Below are 17,439 nucleotides of genomic sequence, written 5' to 3' on the forward strand. Positions count from 1 at the left end.
TATGCAAGATCCGCCAACTCGCCGCGTGCTGCATCTGTCGACGGCGTCGTCCCGCGACGTGACGAGTCAATTTTCGTGGCCGACCGCCCGCGTCCTGGCTTCCGACGAGGCCTGACGCCCTGTCGGCCTTTGGGTCTCCGACACGGCGCCACAATCTGCGCGGCCGTCGACCGATTTTCCAATGTGCACGGATGAAGAATGTCGGTGGTGCGACATCCGCGACCAGGCATGCTGTCGCTGCTCCTCATTGAGTTTCCTCTCAATACCCATGCAAAGATGCTCTCCGCGCCGTTGTCCCATCCTTCTCAGCAAAGCTGGCCGGATGGACGATCCAGGATCACCACCGGCGCGAATGGCGTTGGCGGCAGCACGATTGCCATTCGATGCGACAAATCGAAACATAAGTTCGCCGCTTTCCCCAATATCCCCGCGCCAGTGGCAGAGATCGTCGGGGAGCTTTACACATCTTCACATTAAAGAAGCGGGTCGCCAGGCAATGGAGAAGGGCCTGGCAATTCACCCGCTGACGCGGTACCAATCTGGGCGGAGTTGTATATGAGGCCGTACTTAACCTGTGTCACGCGCAGGTCGCGGTACCAGTTGACGAGATCGCCCCAAGGGTCATTTATTTTTGAGAGACCAGACACGAAGGCGACGACTGTTCCGATTTCGGTCTTCCCGGTGACCACGAAATAGCCGCCCAGCGCGAAGATGCCTGCGTAACCCATTTGTGTCATCAGATTCATCATGAAATTCATCGTGAACTTGATTTTGTAGATGCTCATGTTGATCCGGAAGACATCTCCGATACGCGATGCCTGATGGCCGTCTGTGTCGATTGCGTGGCCCATTTGGACGATGTCCTCGCTAACATTGCGCATGATGCTGATCTTTTTTCCGACGCGACGGTTGATCGCTGCCTGCATGATCGGGACGAAACCACTTTGCGGAAGGAAGATCGTGACGACGACGATCGTGATGAGTGGCTGCAGATAGACCAGATAGCCACAAACAGCCGTCAATATGCCGATCTGCAACAGAGGCTCCGAGATACTCGTGCCGACGAAGCCACCGACGGGTTCGGCTTCGGCCAGGATGATCGAGAGCTGGACACCTTCGCTGGTCATCATGGAGTCGCCTGTCTCCGATGTTCGCGATGCCTCGAATACTTGCAAACGCAGCCATCGGACGGCCGCTTCTCCGATCCAACTGCTGTAGATCTTCAGTACGAGTTTCACGGCTCCCTCGGTCACGGCCAAAAGGACGTATATCAACACCAAAAAGGCGATCGTTCGATAGGAGCCGTTCTGCGTTGCCGCATTCACGACCCGTCGCTGTACCTCCAGCGGAATGGTTCCCGCTGTAAAGAGCACGATGGATAGGATCGCGGTGGCCAGTTGATGCCATCCCGATGCCCGAAAAACGAAACCATATAGCGTTCGAGGAAGCATTATTTCCTTTGGGACCGGGCGCGATAGAGCAGCCTTCGGATGGCGAAATGTTTTCAGGATGGTCATCGCGTTGCCGACTTCTCAATTGGCGTCTGTCGCCCGGTGCCGGTAATCGGCTTCACCCATAAAATGCCGATGATCGTGGCGATCATGACGATCAATATGATCAGCAATAGCTTTTGCACCGATGCCCTCCTGACGTGTCACACAAGTCGCCACGCCCTTGGACGTTTTCACGTTTTTGCTGTGTGCGCGTTGATTCGGGTCAAGGCCGAACCACCATTTGTATGGAAGGAGAAGGGTGGTAAATAACACCGCTCGCCGAAAGTCGTTCAGTTGGCGGAAAAGGTTGCTTGAAACGCAGATGGACGTGCCGTTTCCCGGCTTTTTCTTCCGACATTTAGCTTCGAAACGAGCCCCAATTTGGATGGGTTTCAGCCATGAAAGCGATGGTTCTTCAACAAATCGGGAAACCGCTCATATTTGTCGAACGTGATGATCCAGAGCCCGGCCCAGGCGAGCTGAGAATCAAGGTCGAGGCCTGTGCCGTCTGTCGAACTGATCTTCACGTCGTGGACGGTGATCTCGACAATCCAAAGCTTCCGCTCGTGCCGGGTCATGAGATCGTGGGTATTGTCGATGCCGTGGGCCCCGGGATCGAAATCGCCAAACTCGGTCGCCGCGTCGGCGTCCCCTGGCTCGGTCATGCATGCGGAACATGTTCTTTCTGTCAAATGAAGGCTGAAAACCTATGTGACAGGCCGCAATTCACCGGCTACACGCGTGACGGCGGTTTCGCGACGCATGTTGTGGCCGACGCAGCCTTTGCATTCGATCTCGATGCGGACGCCGATCCAATATCCCTCGCGCCTCTTTTGTGTGCCGGATTGATTGGCTGGCGTTCGCTCAAGAAGGCCTGCGACGGCAAGCGCATCGGTCTTTTCGGCTTCGGAGCCGCCGCGCACATCCTGACCCAGCTCTGCATCTGGCAAGGGCGCGACGTTTATGCGTTCACGCGCGGAGGCGACCGTGCAGCGCAGGAGTTTGCGCTGGAGCTTGGCGCGGTATGGGCCGGCTCATCGGAAGGAAGCGCACCGGTTCCGCTCGACGCAGCCATCATCTTTGCACCGGCAGGCGATCTCGTGCCGATTGCGCTCAAGGCGGTTCGCAAGGGCGGAGTAGTTGTGTGTGGCGGAATTCATATGAGCGACATACCGGCGATGCCTTACGTCGTTCTGTGGGGGGAACGCGAGCTTGTCTCAGTGGCCAATTTGACACGTGCGGACGCAGCTGAGTTTTTCCCGATTGCCCGGATGGCCGGCGTGCGAACCCACACCAAGGTCTATCCGCTCGCGAGGGCCAATGAGGCGCTCGCCGACCTGCGCGCCGGGCGTCTCGTCGGCGCAGCGGTATTGGTGCCCGAGGCAAGTTAACCCGATTAAGCTGCCCTTGCCAATATTGCCGGCGCAGTCATCGCGGACGAAAATAAAAGCGTTTCACCAGCTCGAGCGCAGCCGCGTAAATCGCGGAGATTGCGATCAGACCTGCCATCAACGGCGCCGGGAGCGGCGTGAAATCGAATATGATCGCAGCCATTGGAATGTAAGGAAGGACAAGCGCAATGAGTATAATGACTACGGTCGAGCATAGGAGCAAACGGCCCGGCTTGTCTTTCCATGCAGTCATGGTCGTACGAACGACCAGCATGGTCGCAAGCTGTGTAATGAGCGACTCCACAAACCAAGCCGTGCGGAACTGGTTCGTTGATACATGCACGACGAAAAGCAGAAATCCGAATGTCGCGAAATCGAACAGCGAACTGATCGGACCGAAGAAGATCATAAAGCGCTGGATGCTGCGGATGTCCCAGCGCCTTGGGTGCTGCACTTGCTGTCGATCAACCCGATCCGTGGCAATGGCCATGGCTGGAATGTCGGCAAGGAGGTTGTTAAGCAGAATTTGCTTGGCGAGCAGCGGTAGGAAGGGGAGGAACAGAGAGGCGATCGCCATGCTGATCATATTGCCGAAGTTCGCGCTGGTTGCGATCGATATGTATTTCATGGTGTTGGCGAAGGTTCGCCGACCGTCGTCCACTCCGCGAATCAGCACATTGAGGTCCTGCTGCAACAGGACGAGATCCGCAGCCTCCCGGGCGACATCGACCGCACCCTCGACAGAAATGCCGACATCGGCCTCATGAAGGGCTGGAGCGTCATTGATGCCGTCACCCATATAGCCGACGACATGGCCGGAACGCCGCAGCGCTTTGATAATGAGCTCTTTCTGATTGGGATCAATCTCGACAAACAGATCTGTCTTTGGCGCACGGGCAAACAGGGCATCACTGCTCATCGACGCCAGCTCCGCGCCGGTCAAAATTTGTTTCGTTTTCAGCCCGATCGTGTCGGCCAGATGTTTGACGATGTAGCGGTTGTCGCCGGATATGATCTTGATGCCGATGCCGCGATGTCTCAACCCCGCCAGTGCGTTCTTGATACCTGCCTTCGGCGGATCAAGAAACAATAGAAAGCCTTCGAGGCACAGCTCGCGCTCGTCGTCCGTGTCATAAGATCCCTTGTCTTGCGCGAAACGCCTGGTGGCGATTGCGATTACCCGAATGCCGTCCTCGCCCCATTTGCGATAACGCGCGTCGATGTCCGCATGCCACCGGTCATCAAGGGGCTCGATAGCATTGCCCGTCCTGACAGCGGTACAGCCGGAAAGGATGTTGGCGACCGCGCCCTTGCAGACCATCATCGTACCTTGACCGACCTCACCAACGATGACCGACAACCGCTTGCGCATGAAATCGTATGGAATCTCGTCTTTCTTCACGAAGGCTTTCAGATCCGCGTCAGTCTCGCCGGATGTCAGTATGGCATCGTCGAGCGGGTTTTTGAGGCCGGCCTGCAACGAAGCATTCAAAACGGCGAGCAAGCGGACGCGTTGCGAGTGCATGCCGCCTGGATCAACGCAATCGTCGAGTTTTATAGTGCCTTCCGTCAGCGTGCCGGTCTTGTCGGTACATAGAAGATTCATGCTGCCGAGATTTTCAATCGCGTCGAGCCGGCGAATTATGACGCCGCCAGCGGCCATGGCGTGCGCGCCGCGGGCGAGAGTCATACTGATAATCGCCGGCAAAAGCTCTGGAGTGAGCCCGACCGCCAGCGCCAGAGAAAATAGCAACGAGTCGATCAACGGCCGATGCAGGAGCAAGTTGGCAACAAAGACCGTAATGACGATCATCAACATGATCCGTGTCATCAGATAACCGAAGCGCCGTATGCCTCGCGAGAAATCCGTTTCGGGGATCTGTCTCGCGATTGCGCCGGCGATGGCCGCATACTCGGTGCGCGCGCCCGTATCTACAGCGATAACAGTTGCCGTGCCGCTGCGAACGGATGTGCCGGTAAAGACGCAATTGGTCCTGGCGGCGATCGGGGCGTCGGGAGGACAGACACCCACCACCTTGCCAACCGGGAAGGTCTCGCCCGTCAGAGCGGCCTCACTGATGTTCAAGTCACGTGACGAAAGGATCATGCCATCGGCCGGCACAAGACTGCCGGCAGCAAGCTTGACGATATCCCCTGGGACGACGGTGCTTGCCGGGACAAGGGTTTCCATCCCGCCCCTTACGACCGTCGCCGATAATGAAATACTTTTCTTCAGCGCCTCTAGCGCCTTGGTTGCCCCGTATTCCTGAGAAAAGCCAAGCAAGCAACTCGCGAGGACAATGAGGCTTATGATGATGGCATCATGCATCTCCCCGACCAGCGAAGATACCGTCGCGGCAAAGATAAGAATGAGAACGAGGGGATTCAGAAATTGTCGCACCAGAATATGAAGTGCATTCGTGTGCGTCATCGCGACGACCGTGTTCGGACCGTAGCTTTCTAACCGCGAAATTGCCTCTTGAGGCGAAAGACCTTTTGTCCGCGAGCACGAGATCGTGCAGCAGAACATCCTCGCTCTTCGACCAAAAAGGCGACGGCGACACCGTCGTATCTCGGTTTGAGGAAGCCGGTCTTTTAGGCGGAGCGTTCTTGGTGGTTTCGTCAATTTCAATAGCCATCGGCGGTCACCTCTGATGGCTTAATAGTCATTGCACACGGCGCGCGCCTTGACCTTTGTCAACAAGCGATCATCTGTCGGCAATCCGCCCGCTGAAGCCGTCATGCCGTGATTATCTACTGGGATGCGCCGCCGCTGCGACGGTACGGGAAACGCGCTGGTCGAAATGCAGAGATTGGCCTGAGCCGGAACGATAGATATCCGGCATCCGAAGTTCGGGAGCGGGAAGTAAACGTTGATATCAATCTTCCGCTGCTTGATCAGTGAGCAACAAGAACGGGCATCTCAAGATCGACTAGCAGTGATCGAGTGACCCCTCCAAGGGCAAATTCGCGGATTCTGGAGTGCCCGTAGGCTCCGGCGACAATCAGATCTGCGTGCAAGGCTCTCGCGGTCGATTGGATAGCGACGGCTACCTCTTCGCCATTTGCGTCGGCCACGATAATTTCTACATCCAAGCCGCTGTTGCGTAGCACCTCCGCGTATCGGGCCCGGCTCCTCTCATTCATTGAGCCATCATCGGTGATCGATATCAAAATGATCTTCGATGCGCCTTCCAGGAATAATCTGGCGCCTGTCAATGCTGTCGACAGCGGCGCGCTTCCATCCCATGCGATTGCCACCGTGTCGATCCGCCCGCACACGTGGTTCGCAGGGAACAGGACGAGAGGTCGGCCGCTTTCGAACAGAAGCTTCTCAAGCAATGGCATCATGGTCTCGGACGCCTCGATAATTGACAGGTCATAAGCACGCGAGATTTCTACCAGAGTCTCACGGATTTGCGGCTCTGATGCTTCGAATGCCTGAATAACGGCGCGTATGCCTGCGCTGTGGGCGTGGTCGCAGAATGCTTCGCTCAATGTGACACCGCTGTCGCGGCTGAAGCGTTTTGCCTCCGAGCCCAATCTTTCGATATCGTCGACCCATGGGGACGATTGACCGACGAGCGGCATCTTGATCTGCGGGAGGCTGGCGATGAGATCCGCTTTTTGATGTCGCGCCAAATCGATCGCGTTTTGAACGACGGAAAGCGAACTGGCTGTGGGATAGGTGATTAACGGCAGATGAAATTGCGGTTTCATGTCAGTCTCCTCCAAGGGGCGGCCGTAATGATCGCGTCGGCGCCTCGCCTTCGCCTTGATGAAGATCAAGGTGTCCGGCCCGCAGACGGCGCCGATCGATTTCATGATCGTCAAAATGACGATTCCAATCCCATCGGTCGCGCGATTGCACGTCATTTTGATGCTAATCAATGAACAGTCTCGCGACACCGTCTTTGATGACACCACGTCTTATTAAAGACGGTTTGGAAAGGGGCCGAGGCAAAGTCGCCCTCCAATGGTCCCCGTAACGAAGAGGAGAAAAGATATGGCCGATATGGCAAGAAAGCTTCCCGTGAGCACGGAGAAGAAGACGGCGCCCGCTATGGAGCGCTGGGCGCCATTTGAGAGCCTGCGATCGGAAATTGATCGCGTCTTCAATGACTTTACTCCGGGTTTCTTCGACCGGACGTTTGCTCGTTTCCCGAATGCCTTCACGCGCGGCGTGCCGGCTGCTGACTTCGTCGAGTCCGACAAGACCTATGAGCTCACAGTTGAGCTTCCGGGGATCGACGCGAAGGAGCTGGATTTGACGCTCGCGAACGGCATCCTGACGGTCAAAGGCGAAAAGCATGAACGCAAGGAGGAAAAGGAGAAGGAATACTATCTCAGCGAACGGCGCTATGGGTCGTTCCAGCGCAGTCTCCAACTTCCCAACGGTGTCGATGCAGACAGTATCAACGCGTCCTTCGAAAATGGCGTATTGAAGGTCGTTTTACCGAAGACAGCCAATGCTCACAAGAATGACCGGAAAATTGCAATCAAGGCAGGCTAGCCCACAAGCGCTTTACACTTGTCCGTCGCGGCTCAGCTGTAGGTTGCCAAGGGGGCCGGGGGCAGAAGAAGGGAGGGGCTAACCCCTCCCTTCGGCGTTAGCCGACATGAAGATGATTTTCAACAATGGCGACGCCGGGGACGGACCATGCTGCTTGCTCTGCCGCATGACGCTCGCTCCAGGCATGAACGTCGCCTTCAAGAACGACTTTGCTGTCGGCAACGCGAACTCTGATTCCATCCGCCTCGATCTCAGCGTTTCGCCGTAGCGCCTGCTCGATCCGTTCCTTGATATCCGATGCGCCGACAAGTTTCCGGATGGTTAGGATATTCGTCACGCCAACAACGCCGCCAAGCTTTTTGACGGCATTTTCCGCCGCCATGCGCTGGAAGTGCCAGCGTACTTCGCCAGAGAGTGTTACCCACCCGCGCTGGACCTTGACGTCAATGGCGCCATCGGGCAACGCAGTGTCCCAGGTAATGATATCAAGTGCGCGGGCTGCGATTTCATCGTCGGCATGCCTTTTTTGCTCGGGCCAACGCACATCGATCTCATCGGCAATCGCCCGGACGCCTTTCACCCGCCGAGTAACTGCCTCCGCCGCCATTTTCTCAGCACAGCTCCTGACATGGCCAGATAGTGTCGCGACGCCATTCTGCACCGAAACGCCGATCGCGGCGGCGTCAATGCTGGGATCAAATTCCAGTTCATCGAGAATATCCCGACGTATCTTCAGATCACTCATGATGTCCTCCTTGAAGACAATTGATCGAGGCTCGCGCCTCAAATCAAATCTCGTCAATCTGGCGTCCAGTGTCATTGCGTTGGGTCAAAGACGAAACCGTGTCTTGGCGAGCTCCGTCTGGTCGGTCGGGACCGGTGGGTACACCCGGGGTCGTCTGGAACTGGGTCCCCTGGTGCGCGGATTCAGGGGCTATCAAGTTTCGTCTTCAGTCGATGGCTGACTGGCCGCGCTTGCTCTCTTATCGGGCTATCTGTTGATCATGCGACGTCTACAATGCTGGCAAGCATCAAGGAGGCATGCCAGGAAAACAGCATTGGCGCTTGCTGTCAGTGGGCAAGAAACAACGGTATGTCCGAGTCTTTCAGCATCGATCGTGTCACTCCACCGAACAGGCGTTCCTGCAAGCGTGGATGACTATAGGCTCCCATGACGATCATGTCTGCTGCGATGTCTGCTGCGTGTTGTCGCAACGTTTCATCGACCAATCGACCGCCGCTCGCAACGCAATCGACATCGACCTTGACACCATGTCGCGTGAGGAAAGCAGCGATATCTGCGCCAGGCTCTTCGCCATTGACGGAGCGCGCAGCAAGGGGATCGACAAGCGTGACATGAACCGTTCCGGCGGCTTGCAAGAAGTCGATCGACTGGCGCGCGGCGCGCGCGGCCTCCTCGCCAGAGTCCCAGGCCAGCAAAATTGTTTTCGGCGGGAGCCGAACCATCTTGTCGCTCGGGGTGACAAGCACCGGTGCGGGCGACTGAAATAACGCCCCGTCGATCACTCTTCGCCGAAGTTCCTCGTTGCGGGCGGCCTCCGGACCGATGAGGACGAGATCGGCATAAAGAGCTCGCTCGGCTATGTCATCGTCTGCCCAGGCAAATTCCGTGTAGATTTCCTGCACGTCATAGGAGGACGCGCTCCCGCTGAGCAGCGTTTTGATATCGGCTGCTCTTTCGGTCAATCTATCTATTTCACGTTGCTGCTCACCGAGCCTGATCGTGGAGAGGGCATCATGTGCGGTGAGTGGAGGCGTGGCGCACATCGAAACCACCAATGCGGTAAGATGGGCACCGTGCGTTTGGCAAAAATCGACGGCGCCCTTCAGGTCATCCTTGAATTGATTGACATCGAGGATACTCAAGACGGTTTTGATGGACATGGTCGGATCGCCTTTCTTGTTTGGAGGAAAGGACAGCAAACCTCACTTTCAATCTCATTTCCTTGATCTTCCGCAAAGCGAGCCTGATCCGCTGCGCATAAGGTTGGATGCATGCGAGGGAACCAGATGACGGATTCAGTTTTACATTTCCACGGTGCGGCCGGATCGGTAACCGGCTCGTGCTTTGTCCTTGAGCACCGCGGCACCCGCATAATGGTCGATTGTGGCATGTTCCAGGGCTCCAAGACCGAGAAGGAACTGAATTACAGGCCGTTCCCATTCGATGCGTCTCTGATTGACGCCGTCATTCTGACCCATGCGCATATCGATCATTCGGGACTTATCCCGAAGCTGGTGAAAGCCGGCTTCGAAGGGCCTATTCATTGCACGCCAGCGACCTTGGATCTGTGCTCGATCATGCTGCAAGACTCCGGACATATTCAGGAATCGGAAGTCGATCAGCTGAATCGCCGCTACCGGCATAGATCGCGCGACACGTTACAACCCATCTACACCGCAGAAGACGCGCGCGCCGCGATGATGCAGTTTCGAGCGGTCGCCTACAAAGAATGGCAGAGATTGGAGGGCGGACTTGGATTTCGGCTTTGGGACGCCGGACATCTGCTCGGTTCGGCTTCGGTCGAGATCGAACTCGCGACCGAAAATGGCCCCATCCGCATACTGTTTTCCGGTGACGTTGGTCCGCAACACAAGCTTTTGGAGGCCCGACCGGATGCTCCCAAGGATTTCGATTACGTCATCTGCGAAAGCACGTATGGGGATCGTGAACGAGACGAAGTTTCCGACGTCGCTCGTCGCGGGCAACTTCGCGAGATCCTTCTCAAGGCCTATCATCCCAACGGCGCTCTGCTGATTCCATCATTTGCGGTCGAACGCACACAGGAATTGGTGGCTGATATCAATGGGCTGATGGATGCTGGTGAGATATCCCGCTGTCCCATCATCATCGACTCTCCATTGGCTTCGCGCGCGACCGCAATCTTCAAGCAGCATGCGCATTCCATCCCCAACGGCGACCTACTGATCAAAGCATTGAATGCCAAAAATGTACGCTTTACGGAAACGGCCGAGCAATCAAAAGCAATCGACCTCATTCGCGGCTTCCATATCATCATCGCTGCCAGTGGCATGTGTGAGGCCGGCCGCATTCGTCACCGTCTCAAGAACTGGCTTTGGCGCGATGAAGGCACTGTGTTGCTCGTCGGATTCCAGGCAGCCGGCACCCTCGGGAGAATTCTTGAAGACGGCGCGCGCACCGTAAAAATCCAGGGTGAGGAGATCATTGTCCGCGCGACTGTGCGATCACTGGATGCCTATAGCGGTCACGCCGACGCCAGCGAATTGAGAGCTTGGATAGGAGCCAGGGAACCGATTCGCTCGGGGCTGTTTCTGGTTCATGGCGAGCCTGCCGCGCGCGACAGTCTGAAATCTCGTCTGTTGGTCGAGAAGCCGGAAGCGACCATTGTCGTGCCATCGCTCGACGACAGCTACAGTCTGACGAAAACAGCCGCCGTACCGCTCGCACGCGGTACGCCGCCTCCGCGCCTAGCGCCCCAGGATGTCGGCCATTCGGATTGGCATAATGACTATCAATCGATCGTCCTCGATCTCGAGGAGCGGTTGCGTCAAACCGCCGACCGGAAAGCGCGCGCCGTTATTCTTCGGCGCGTCAAAAGAGCTATTGAGGATGACGGGCGTTCAAGCTAGCCACAACGGAGTAAGACCATGCTGATGACGGATCGCGATTGCAGAAGGGGAGGGCAGCGATTTGCCATTCCGACGCTCGGAGAGGTCGAGGGCAAGGTCATCGCGTCGGAGATTGTCGCCTCAATTTGCCTGCATGAGCTTTCGGCCTATTCCGGCAGCACGGGAATGCTCTCTATCAAGAATAGGATCAGACAAGCCCTTGATGCGCGCTGCACAAACGCAAGCCTTTGTCACGAGGACACCGATGCGGGGGTAGTATATGCCTTGGAGCTACTTGATGCGGCAGCCGAAGTCGCAGGCAACCAGGCTGATACCACCGCGAAGTCCGGTGGTTGCGAGACCGTCCGCCGATTGCGGCGCATAGCGAGCATGAAATGACAGCGCACGGCAGCAACCAGCCGGAATAAAGGCAGCGCCGCAAGCCCACGCGTTTCTCAAATCGCGGTTTGCCGGTGTTCGTCTTGTTAAGCTACGCGGCGCTATTTGATTGCTGTGGGCGCTCGGGCCAGAGCGACCCAAGGGACGGGTTCATCGCGAGCTTGACTTTCTTGATCGCAGGTGGGCTCAGGCGATGATCCAGCAACTTGAAGACATTCTGTGCTGCCTGCTCGACGCCTATGTCATTCAGCCTCACTGATCGCGTGCCTACGCTCGCAAGGAATGCCATTCTATTTGAGCACGGTTGGGTGTGCTCAGGCCGCCAGTTTTCGTAGAATAATCCGCGGATCAATGGCGGCAGATGCGCTGAGAAGTCAGCCATTGCCTTCTGGCTCATTGAATCTCGAAGCGCGTGTAGGACGGAGCGCAGGCACTCATAGGCCTCATTCCGTTCACAATGGAGATATTCGGACAATTCTACGACCCATGTTTCGGCTTGGTGCGCAGAATCCGAGAAGGTCTGGGAAGGGATAAAGTTCATGATAAGCCTCCTTGATCGAGACTATCGTCACCGAATTCCCGATGATGCGCGTTGTCCTGGATCAACATCGCGGTTCTATTTGCATGGGATGTTGAGGCGACGTCTTGCCGGCTTTGACGATGACAGAACTATCTCCCCCCGAGTTGAACGGTCTCCATGGATTACTTATGAAGAGCGACCTTCGGCGCTATAGAGCCGCTGGGAACTTCCCGCCACGGATCAGCGGGATCCTCGTGGATGACGACCTCAATCTCGGTAAGTCCACCGTCCGTCTGTTCGATCACAAGGGCGTCTCCGCCGCCCGTGCAGGCGGCGGTCATGCCGTGATCGACCAGTAGAGACGAAGCGAGACATGTCTATCAGGCCGAAAGAATGGCAGAGGGATGTGAGATCCCGTGGCCTTTTGCTGCTTCCGGCCAGCCGAAGTCTCTTCTCAAAGGACGGAAGATCTCTCTTCACGGATCGGATCGAACAATGACTGATCGCGACGCTTGCACTGAGCAGATGATCTACGTCAATGACGAGGAATCCCACCCGTGAATAATGAACGCAGCGCCTGAGTGGTTCGCCACGCCGGCAGCACCCATTCAGTTCGTTCTTCGGGAGCCGTTTCTTGCACAAATCCCATGTCCCTTTTCTTTTTGCCGTTGTTGCGATCCTGAGCCTGAATGCAGGAAGCCACGACGCCGTGGCGCGTGATGCAGCAACGTTGAGCGACCACGTGCAAGAGCTCTGGAACAAGCTGCGCGGCAGCGAGCAGGTGCCCGGCATCGCGACGTCCAACGGCCGCATCGAGGCGCAACAGGTTCTGGTTTCCGCGAAATTCGCTGGCCGTGTCGCCGACGTTCTTGTCGAGGAGGGACAGATAGTCGATCCCGGCGCTGTCATTGCGCGGATGGACACGTCCGAGCTTGATGCGCAGCTTTCGGGCGCGGAGGCGGAAGTTCGGCGTTCCGAAACCGGCGTGGCAACTGCCGAGGCGACCATCGCGCAGCGTGGTAGCGAACTCACACTTGCGCGCCTGGAACTTGAACGAGCCTCCGATCTCAGTGCCACCGGCAGCGGTACGCGGCAACAACTCGACCTGCGTCGCAGCCAGCTCGCCGTTGCCGAGGCGGTCTCTCGTTCCGCGCTCGCAAGCCGCGATGAGGCTCAGGCTGGGCTGGACGCCGCCCGCGCCGAGGTTGCGCGCATTCGCTCGCAGCTCGACGATGCGATCCTAAAGGCGCCCAGACGAGGGCGCGTGGAATATAAGTTGGTGCAGTCGGGCGAAGTGGTGGCAGCCGGTGCGCCGATCGCGACACTCCTGGATTTGACTGACGTCTATATGACCGTTTTTCTGCCAGCGAGGGCCGCTGGGCGCCTCGCTTTTGGTGATGAGGCGCGAATCATTCTCGATCCAGCGCCCGGTTATGTCGTACCTGCGACCATCTCCTTCGTTGCCGCGGAGGCGCAGTTCACGCCGAAAACGGTCGAGACCGAGGACGAGCGCGAGAAGCTGATGTTCCGCGTCAAACTTCGTATCGCCTCCGATTTGCTCAAGCAGTACGAAACCCGGGTGAAGACGGGGGTTCGCGGCGTGGGTTACGTGCGCACCGATCCTGCCGCTGCATGGCCGCCGCAACTCGCCGTGAAGTTACCCCAATGACGGGCGAAGTTATCAGCCTCGCCGGCGTTACGCATCGCTATGGGAAGAAAGTGGCACTCGACGGGGTCGATCTCGTTGTTCCGGCGGGCTGCATGGCAGGCGTCATTGGCCCGGACGGCGTTGGAAAGTCGACGCTGCTCGCGCTCGCTGCCGGGGTGACAAGGTCGCAACAGGGGAACATCCACGTCCTCGACGGCGATATGTCCGACGCGCATCAGCGCCGTCTCGCTGGTGCCCGCATTGCCTATATGCCCCAGGGTCTCGGCCGCAATCTCTATCCGACGCTGAGCGTTGCGGAAAATCTCGATTTCTTCGGTCGCCTCTTCGCGATGGATCGCAACGAGCGCCGGGAACATATGGACGAACTGCTCAAGATCACTGGGCTTGCTCCGTTTCGGGATCGCCCCGCCGGTAAGCTGTCAGGCGGCATGAAACAGAAACTTGGCATCTGCGCCGCTCTTATTCATGATCCGGACATTCTTATTCTCGACGAACCGACGACAGGCATCGACCCGCTGTCGCGTCGGCAATTTTGGGAATTGATCGCACGCATGCGGGCCAGACGGCCGGGGATGAGCGTCATCGTCGCCACTGCCTACATGGAAGAAGCCGAACGTTTCGATTGGCTTGTCGCCATGCATGGAGGCCGGGTCATCGCGACGGGGAGCCCGGCGGAGATCAAGCGAAGCACAAGACAATCCTCCCTGGAGGGCGCCTTTGTTGCACTCTTGCCGGAGGAACTACGCAGAGCCGATGCGCCGCTTCTCGTGGTCCCGCGCCTGGCTGGAGATGGTATCCCCGCGATCGAAGCTGAGGGACTTACCAGACGTTTTGATGACTTCACTGCGGTCGATCACGTAAGCTTTCGTATCGAAAGGGGCGAGATTTTCGGCTTTCTCGGCTCGAATGGCAGCGGCAAAAGTACCACGATGAAGATGCTGACGGGTTTGCTTCCCGCAAGCGAAGGCGAGGCGCGCCTCTTCGGTCAGCCGCTCAAGGCCGGGGATTTGGAAACGCGTCGCCGCGTCGGCTATATGTCACAGGCATTTTCTCTTTATAGCGAACTGTCGGTCCGCCAGAACCTGGTGCTGCATGCACAGTTGTTCGGCCTTCCGGCCGAGCAGGTAACGGTTCGTGTCAAGGAAATGCTTGCCGATTTTGAACTGACAGCCGTTGCCGATCGTCGCCCGGAGAGCCTGCCGCTCGGCATGCGACAGCGCCTGCAACTGGCGGCGGCGGTCATCCATCGCCCGGAGGTACTGATCCTGGATGAGCCGACATCCGGGGTCGATCCCGTCGCCCGCGACAGTTTCTGGCGTTCGCTCCTGAGCTTGTCACGCAAAGATGGCGTGACGATCTTCCTCTCCACGCATTTCATGAATGAAGCCGAACGTTGTGATCGTATTTCCATGATGCACGAGGGCAAGGTGCTCGCCGTCGGCAGTCCGGCGGAGTTGAAAAAGCAGCGCGGTTGCGAGGTGCTGGAGGATGTCTTCATCGACGTGCTCACTGAGGCGGGGATGGGACGGGACGACACGCCGCCAATCGCAACTGCGGCGAAGGCTGCCGACGTCTCGAAGCCGGGCATCTTCGACCTTCGCCGCTTATGGGCCTATGCATGGCGCGAAAACCTGGAAATACGCCGCGACCCCACGCGTTTGATCTTCGCATTTCTAGGTCCGGTCATTCTCCTCCTGGCCTTCGGCTACGGCATCTCCTTCGATGTGGAGCGTCTTCCCTTTGCGGTCTTCGATCAGGACCAATCGGCTGAAAGCAGGCAACTTCTGGAGAGCTTTCAGGGTTCGCGCTATTTTGATGAGCAACCGGCGGTGTCCTCCATCGATGACCTTGAGACTCGTCTCAAAAGCGCCGAGCTGAAGCTGGCGATCGAGATTCCGACAGATTTCGGCAGGGATCTGCTGCGTCAGATCCATCCGGAAGTCTCGGTCTGGCTCGATGGCGCCATGCCTTTCCGAGCGGAGACGGCGCGCGGCTATGTCTCAGGGCTTGCCACGAGCTACATGACGGATAATGCCGCCCGTCAAAGCGGTCGCGCCACATCCCCCTATCCCATAGAAATTGAACGTCGTTTTCGCTACAATCAGGCTTTCAAAAGCGCCAACGCCATTGTGCCAAGTGTCATCGTGCTGATGCTGGTGCTCATTCCCGCCATCATGACCGCGCTTGGCGTCGTCAAGGAGAAAGAGACCGGATCCATCGCCAACTTCCAGTCGACGCCCGTCACGAAGATCGAATTCCTTCTTGGCAAACAGTTGCCCTATGTCGCGATCGCGTTCCTGAGTTTCATTCTTCTTGTGCTGATGACTCGTTTTGTCTTCGCAGTGCCGGTCAAAGGTTCCCTCCTGGCCTTTGCTGCCGGATCGCTGCTTTATGTTTTCGCGACGACCGGCTTCGGACTGTTCATATCGAGCTTTGTCCGCAGTCAGGTCGCCGCCATTTTCGCGACAGCCATCATCGCCATTATCCCGGCGGTGAATTTTTCCGGACTGCTCGTCCCAGTCTCGTCGCTTTCGGGGGGCGGACGGCTCATGGGGCTTGCCTTCCCGTCGGCATGGTATCAGCCGGTCAGCGTCGGTGTCTTAGCAAAGGGGCTGGGTTTTGCCGATCTCTGGTTCGATATGTTGGTGATCGGCCTCTTTGGACTCGGGTTCATCGCGGCCGCGATTATTTCACTGCGAAAGAGAGGGGCCTGACATGGCTGCCCGTCTTTTCCGGATCCTTCGCCTGGGCATCAAGGAGCTCTACAGCCTCAAGGCCGATCCTGTCCTTGTCGCGCTGATCGTCTATACATTTACCTTCGCCATCTACGCCGTGGCGACGGGCGCGAAATTCGAGGTTGAGAATGCCGCGGTGGCGATCGTCGATGAAGACCGTTCGATGCTGTCCGCACGATTGCGCGATGCCCTGCTACAGCCATTTTTCAAGCCTCCGGAATTGATCGATGCCGACGAGATCGATGCTGTGATGGATGCCGGCCGCTTCGTTTTTGTCGTCGAGATTCCACCCAAATTCGAGCAGGACGTGATTGCCGGGCGCCATCCATCGGTCCAGATTGATATCGACGCGACCGCGATGTCGCAGGCCGGCAATGGAGCCTCCTATATCCAGAATATCATCCTGCAGGAGGTGCTGACGGCAATGCCCGGAGTTGATCAGAAACAACCGATCAATCTGATCGTACGGGCGAAATTCAACCCCAACCTCAAATCCGAATGGTTCACGGCCGTGATGCAGGTGATCAACAATATCACCATGCTCTCGGTTATCTTGACGGGCGCGGCACTGATCCGCGAGCGCGAACATGGAACGATCGAGCACCTGCTCGTCATGCCGGTCACCCCGATCGAAATCATGCTCGCAAAAATATGGGCGAATGGCCTCGTCATCGTCGTGGCTGCGATCTTCTCGCTTATCGCCGTCGTCGAGCGCCTGCTCGGTGTGCCCGTCGCCGGATCTGTGAGCCTCTTTGTAACCGCGGCCGTCCTCTACCAGTTTTCGGTGACGTCACTCGGCATCTTGATTGCCACCGTTTCCACTTCGATGGCGCAGTTCGGACTGATTGTGATGCCGGTGCTTATCATCATGAACCTCTTATCCGGAAGCACGACACCCATGGAGAGCATGCCCGGCTGGTTGCAGAATGTGATGCAGCTTTCGCCATCGACACATTTCGTCGCCTTATCCCAGGCCGTGCTTTATCGGGGAGCCGGATTTGCGATCATATGGCCGCAAATGCTGGCGCTCTTCGGCATCGGAGCGGCATTCTTTGCCGTGGCTACGCTGCGTTTTCGCAAGTCGCTTCTCAGCGGTCAGTGAGGTGC

The 17,439-nt window shown here is 57.4% G+C and carries 16 protein-coding genes; 9 read left to right on the forward strand and 7 right to left on the reverse strand.

Annotated features, from left to right (window positions below):
* The first annotated feature begins 228 nt into the window (after positions 1-228).
* Positions 229-477 (forward strand): hypothetical protein, encoded by a 249-nt coding sequence (locus GDN47_RS17390; RefSeq protein WP_113353509.1) that lies wholly within the window; start codon positions 229-231, stop codon positions 475-477.
* Here the strand turns inward: GDN47_RS17390 and GDN47_RS17395 are convergent.
* Positions 474-1,517, reverse strand: coding sequence for an ABC transporter transmembrane domain-containing protein (locus GDN47_RS17395; RefSeq protein ID WP_371864838.1), 1,044 nt, complete (start codon positions 1,515-1,517; stop codon positions 474-476). The two genes, GDN47_RS17390 and GDN47_RS17395, sit on opposite strands and share 4 nt — an antisense overlap.
* Positions 1,514-1,636 (reverse strand): hypothetical protein, encoded by a 123-nt coding sequence (locus tag GDN47_RS32590; protein ID WP_267903952.1) that lies wholly within the window; start codon positions 1,634-1,636, stop codon positions 1,514-1,516. The genes GDN47_RS17395 and GDN47_RS32590 overlap by 4 nt, the downstream gene beginning before the upstream one ends.
* A gap of 255 nt (positions 1,637-1,891) precedes the next feature.
* On the opposite strand from GDN47_RS32590, the gene GDN47_RS17400 reads away from it, so the two are divergent.
* Positions 1,892-2,884, forward strand: a complete 993-nt coding sequence (locus tag GDN47_RS17400) for a zinc-dependent alcohol dehydrogenase family protein (RefSeq protein ID WP_152093900.1) — start codon at positions 1,892-1,894, stop codon at positions 2,882-2,884.
* Positions 2,885-2,921: 37 nt separating this feature from the next.
* Here GDN47_RS17400 and mgtA read toward each other — a convergent pair whose 3' ends face one another.
* Together mgtA and GDN47_RS17410 are read right to left on the reverse strand one after the other, a co-directional pair.
* A complete protein-coding gene (mgtA, locus tag GDN47_RS17405; protein WP_173002516.1) occupies positions 2,922-5,414 on the reverse strand; it encodes a magnesium-translocating P-type ATPase in 2,493 nt (830 codons plus the stop codon).
* Between the two features lie 368 nt (positions 5,415-5,782).
* Positions 5,783-6,604 carry a universal stress protein gene (locus GDN47_RS17410; protein ID WP_152094148.1) on the reverse strand — a complete coding sequence of 274 codons (822 nt, stop codon included), beginning with the start codon at positions 6,602-6,604 and terminating at the stop codon, positions 5,783-5,785.
* Positions 6,605-6,890: 286 nt separating this feature from the next.
* On the opposite strand from GDN47_RS17410, the gene GDN47_RS17415 reads away from it, so the two are divergent.
* Positions 6,891-7,397: an Hsp20/alpha crystallin family protein gene (locus GDN47_RS17415; protein WP_152093901.1), complete on the forward strand. Its 507-nt coding sequence runs from the start codon at positions 6,891-6,893 to the stop codon at positions 7,395-7,397.
* Between the two features lie 97 nt (positions 7,398-7,494).
* On the opposite strand, the gene GDN47_RS17420 is transcribed toward GDN47_RS17415, so the two are convergent.
* Positions 7,495-8,142 (reverse strand): BON domain-containing protein, encoded by a 648-nt coding sequence (locus tag GDN47_RS17420; RefSeq protein WP_152093902.1) that lies wholly within the window; start codon positions 8,140-8,142, stop codon positions 7,495-7,497.
* Between the two features lie 326 nt (positions 8,143-8,468).
* A complete protein-coding gene (locus GDN47_RS17425; protein ID WP_113388865.1) occupies positions 8,469-9,302 on the reverse strand; it encodes a universal stress protein in 834 nt (277 codons plus the stop codon).
* A 126-nt stretch (positions 9,303-9,428) separates the two neighbouring features.
* Here GDN47_RS17425 and GDN47_RS17430 point away from each other — a divergent pair, with 126 nt between their 5' ends.
* Positions 9,429-11,030, forward strand: a complete 1,602-nt coding sequence (locus tag GDN47_RS17430; protein WP_113420644.1) for an MBL fold metallo-hydrolase — start codon at positions 9,429-9,431, stop codon at positions 11,028-11,030.
* Between the two features lie 18 nt (positions 11,031-11,048).
* The gene (locus GDN47_RS17435) at positions 11,049-11,408 is read left to right on the forward strand and encodes a hypothetical protein (protein WP_113388836.1); all 360 of its coding nucleotides are present in this window, start codon (positions 11,049-11,051) and stop codon (positions 11,406-11,408) included.
* A 91-nt stretch (positions 11,409-11,499) separates the two neighbouring features.
* Here GDN47_RS17435 and GDN47_RS32730 read toward each other — a convergent pair whose 3' ends face one another.
* Positions 11,500-11,949, reverse strand: coding sequence for a DUF2267 domain-containing protein (locus GDN47_RS32730; protein ID WP_113388835.1), 450 nt, complete (start codon positions 11,947-11,949; stop codon positions 11,500-11,502).
* A 167-nt stretch (positions 11,950-12,116) separates the two neighbouring features.
* Here GDN47_RS32730 and GDN47_RS32040 point away from each other — a divergent pair, with 167 nt between their 5' ends.
* The 4 genes from GDN47_RS32040 to GDN47_RS17455 all read left to right on the forward strand — a co-directional run bounded on the left by GDN47_RS32040 (position 12,117) and on the right by GDN47_RS17455 (position 17,434).
* Complete coding sequence (locus GDN47_RS32040) at positions 12,117-12,287, forward strand: hypothetical protein (protein WP_173002517.1); 171 nt, start codon at positions 12,117-12,119, stop codon at positions 12,285-12,287.
* 275 nt (positions 12,288-12,562) lie between these two features.
* Positions 12,563-13,597: an HlyD family secretion protein gene (locus tag GDN47_RS17445; protein ID WP_113388834.1), complete on the forward strand. Its 1,035-nt coding sequence runs from the start codon at positions 12,563-12,565 to the stop codon at positions 13,595-13,597.
* Entirely contained in the window at positions 13,594-16,311 is a 2,718-nt protein-coding gene (gene rbbA, locus GDN47_RS17450; RefSeq protein ID WP_152093903.1) for a ribosome-associated ATPase/putative transporter RbbA, read from the forward strand. The genes GDN47_RS17445 and rbbA overlap by 4 nt, the downstream gene beginning before the upstream one ends.
* Before the next feature lies 1 nt (position 16,312).
* The gene (locus GDN47_RS17455) at positions 16,313-17,434 is read left to right on the forward strand and encodes an ABC transporter permease (RefSeq protein WP_145321146.1); all 1,122 of its coding nucleotides are present in this window, start codon (positions 16,313-16,315) and stop codon (positions 17,432-17,434) included.
* Positions 17,435-17,439 lie beyond the last annotated feature (5 nt).

It is taken from the genome of Martinezella dioscoreae (assembly GCF_009176305.1).
Lineage (GTDB): Bacteria > Pseudomonadota > Alphaproteobacteria > Rhizobiales > Rhizobiaceae > Rhizobium > Rhizobium dioscoreae.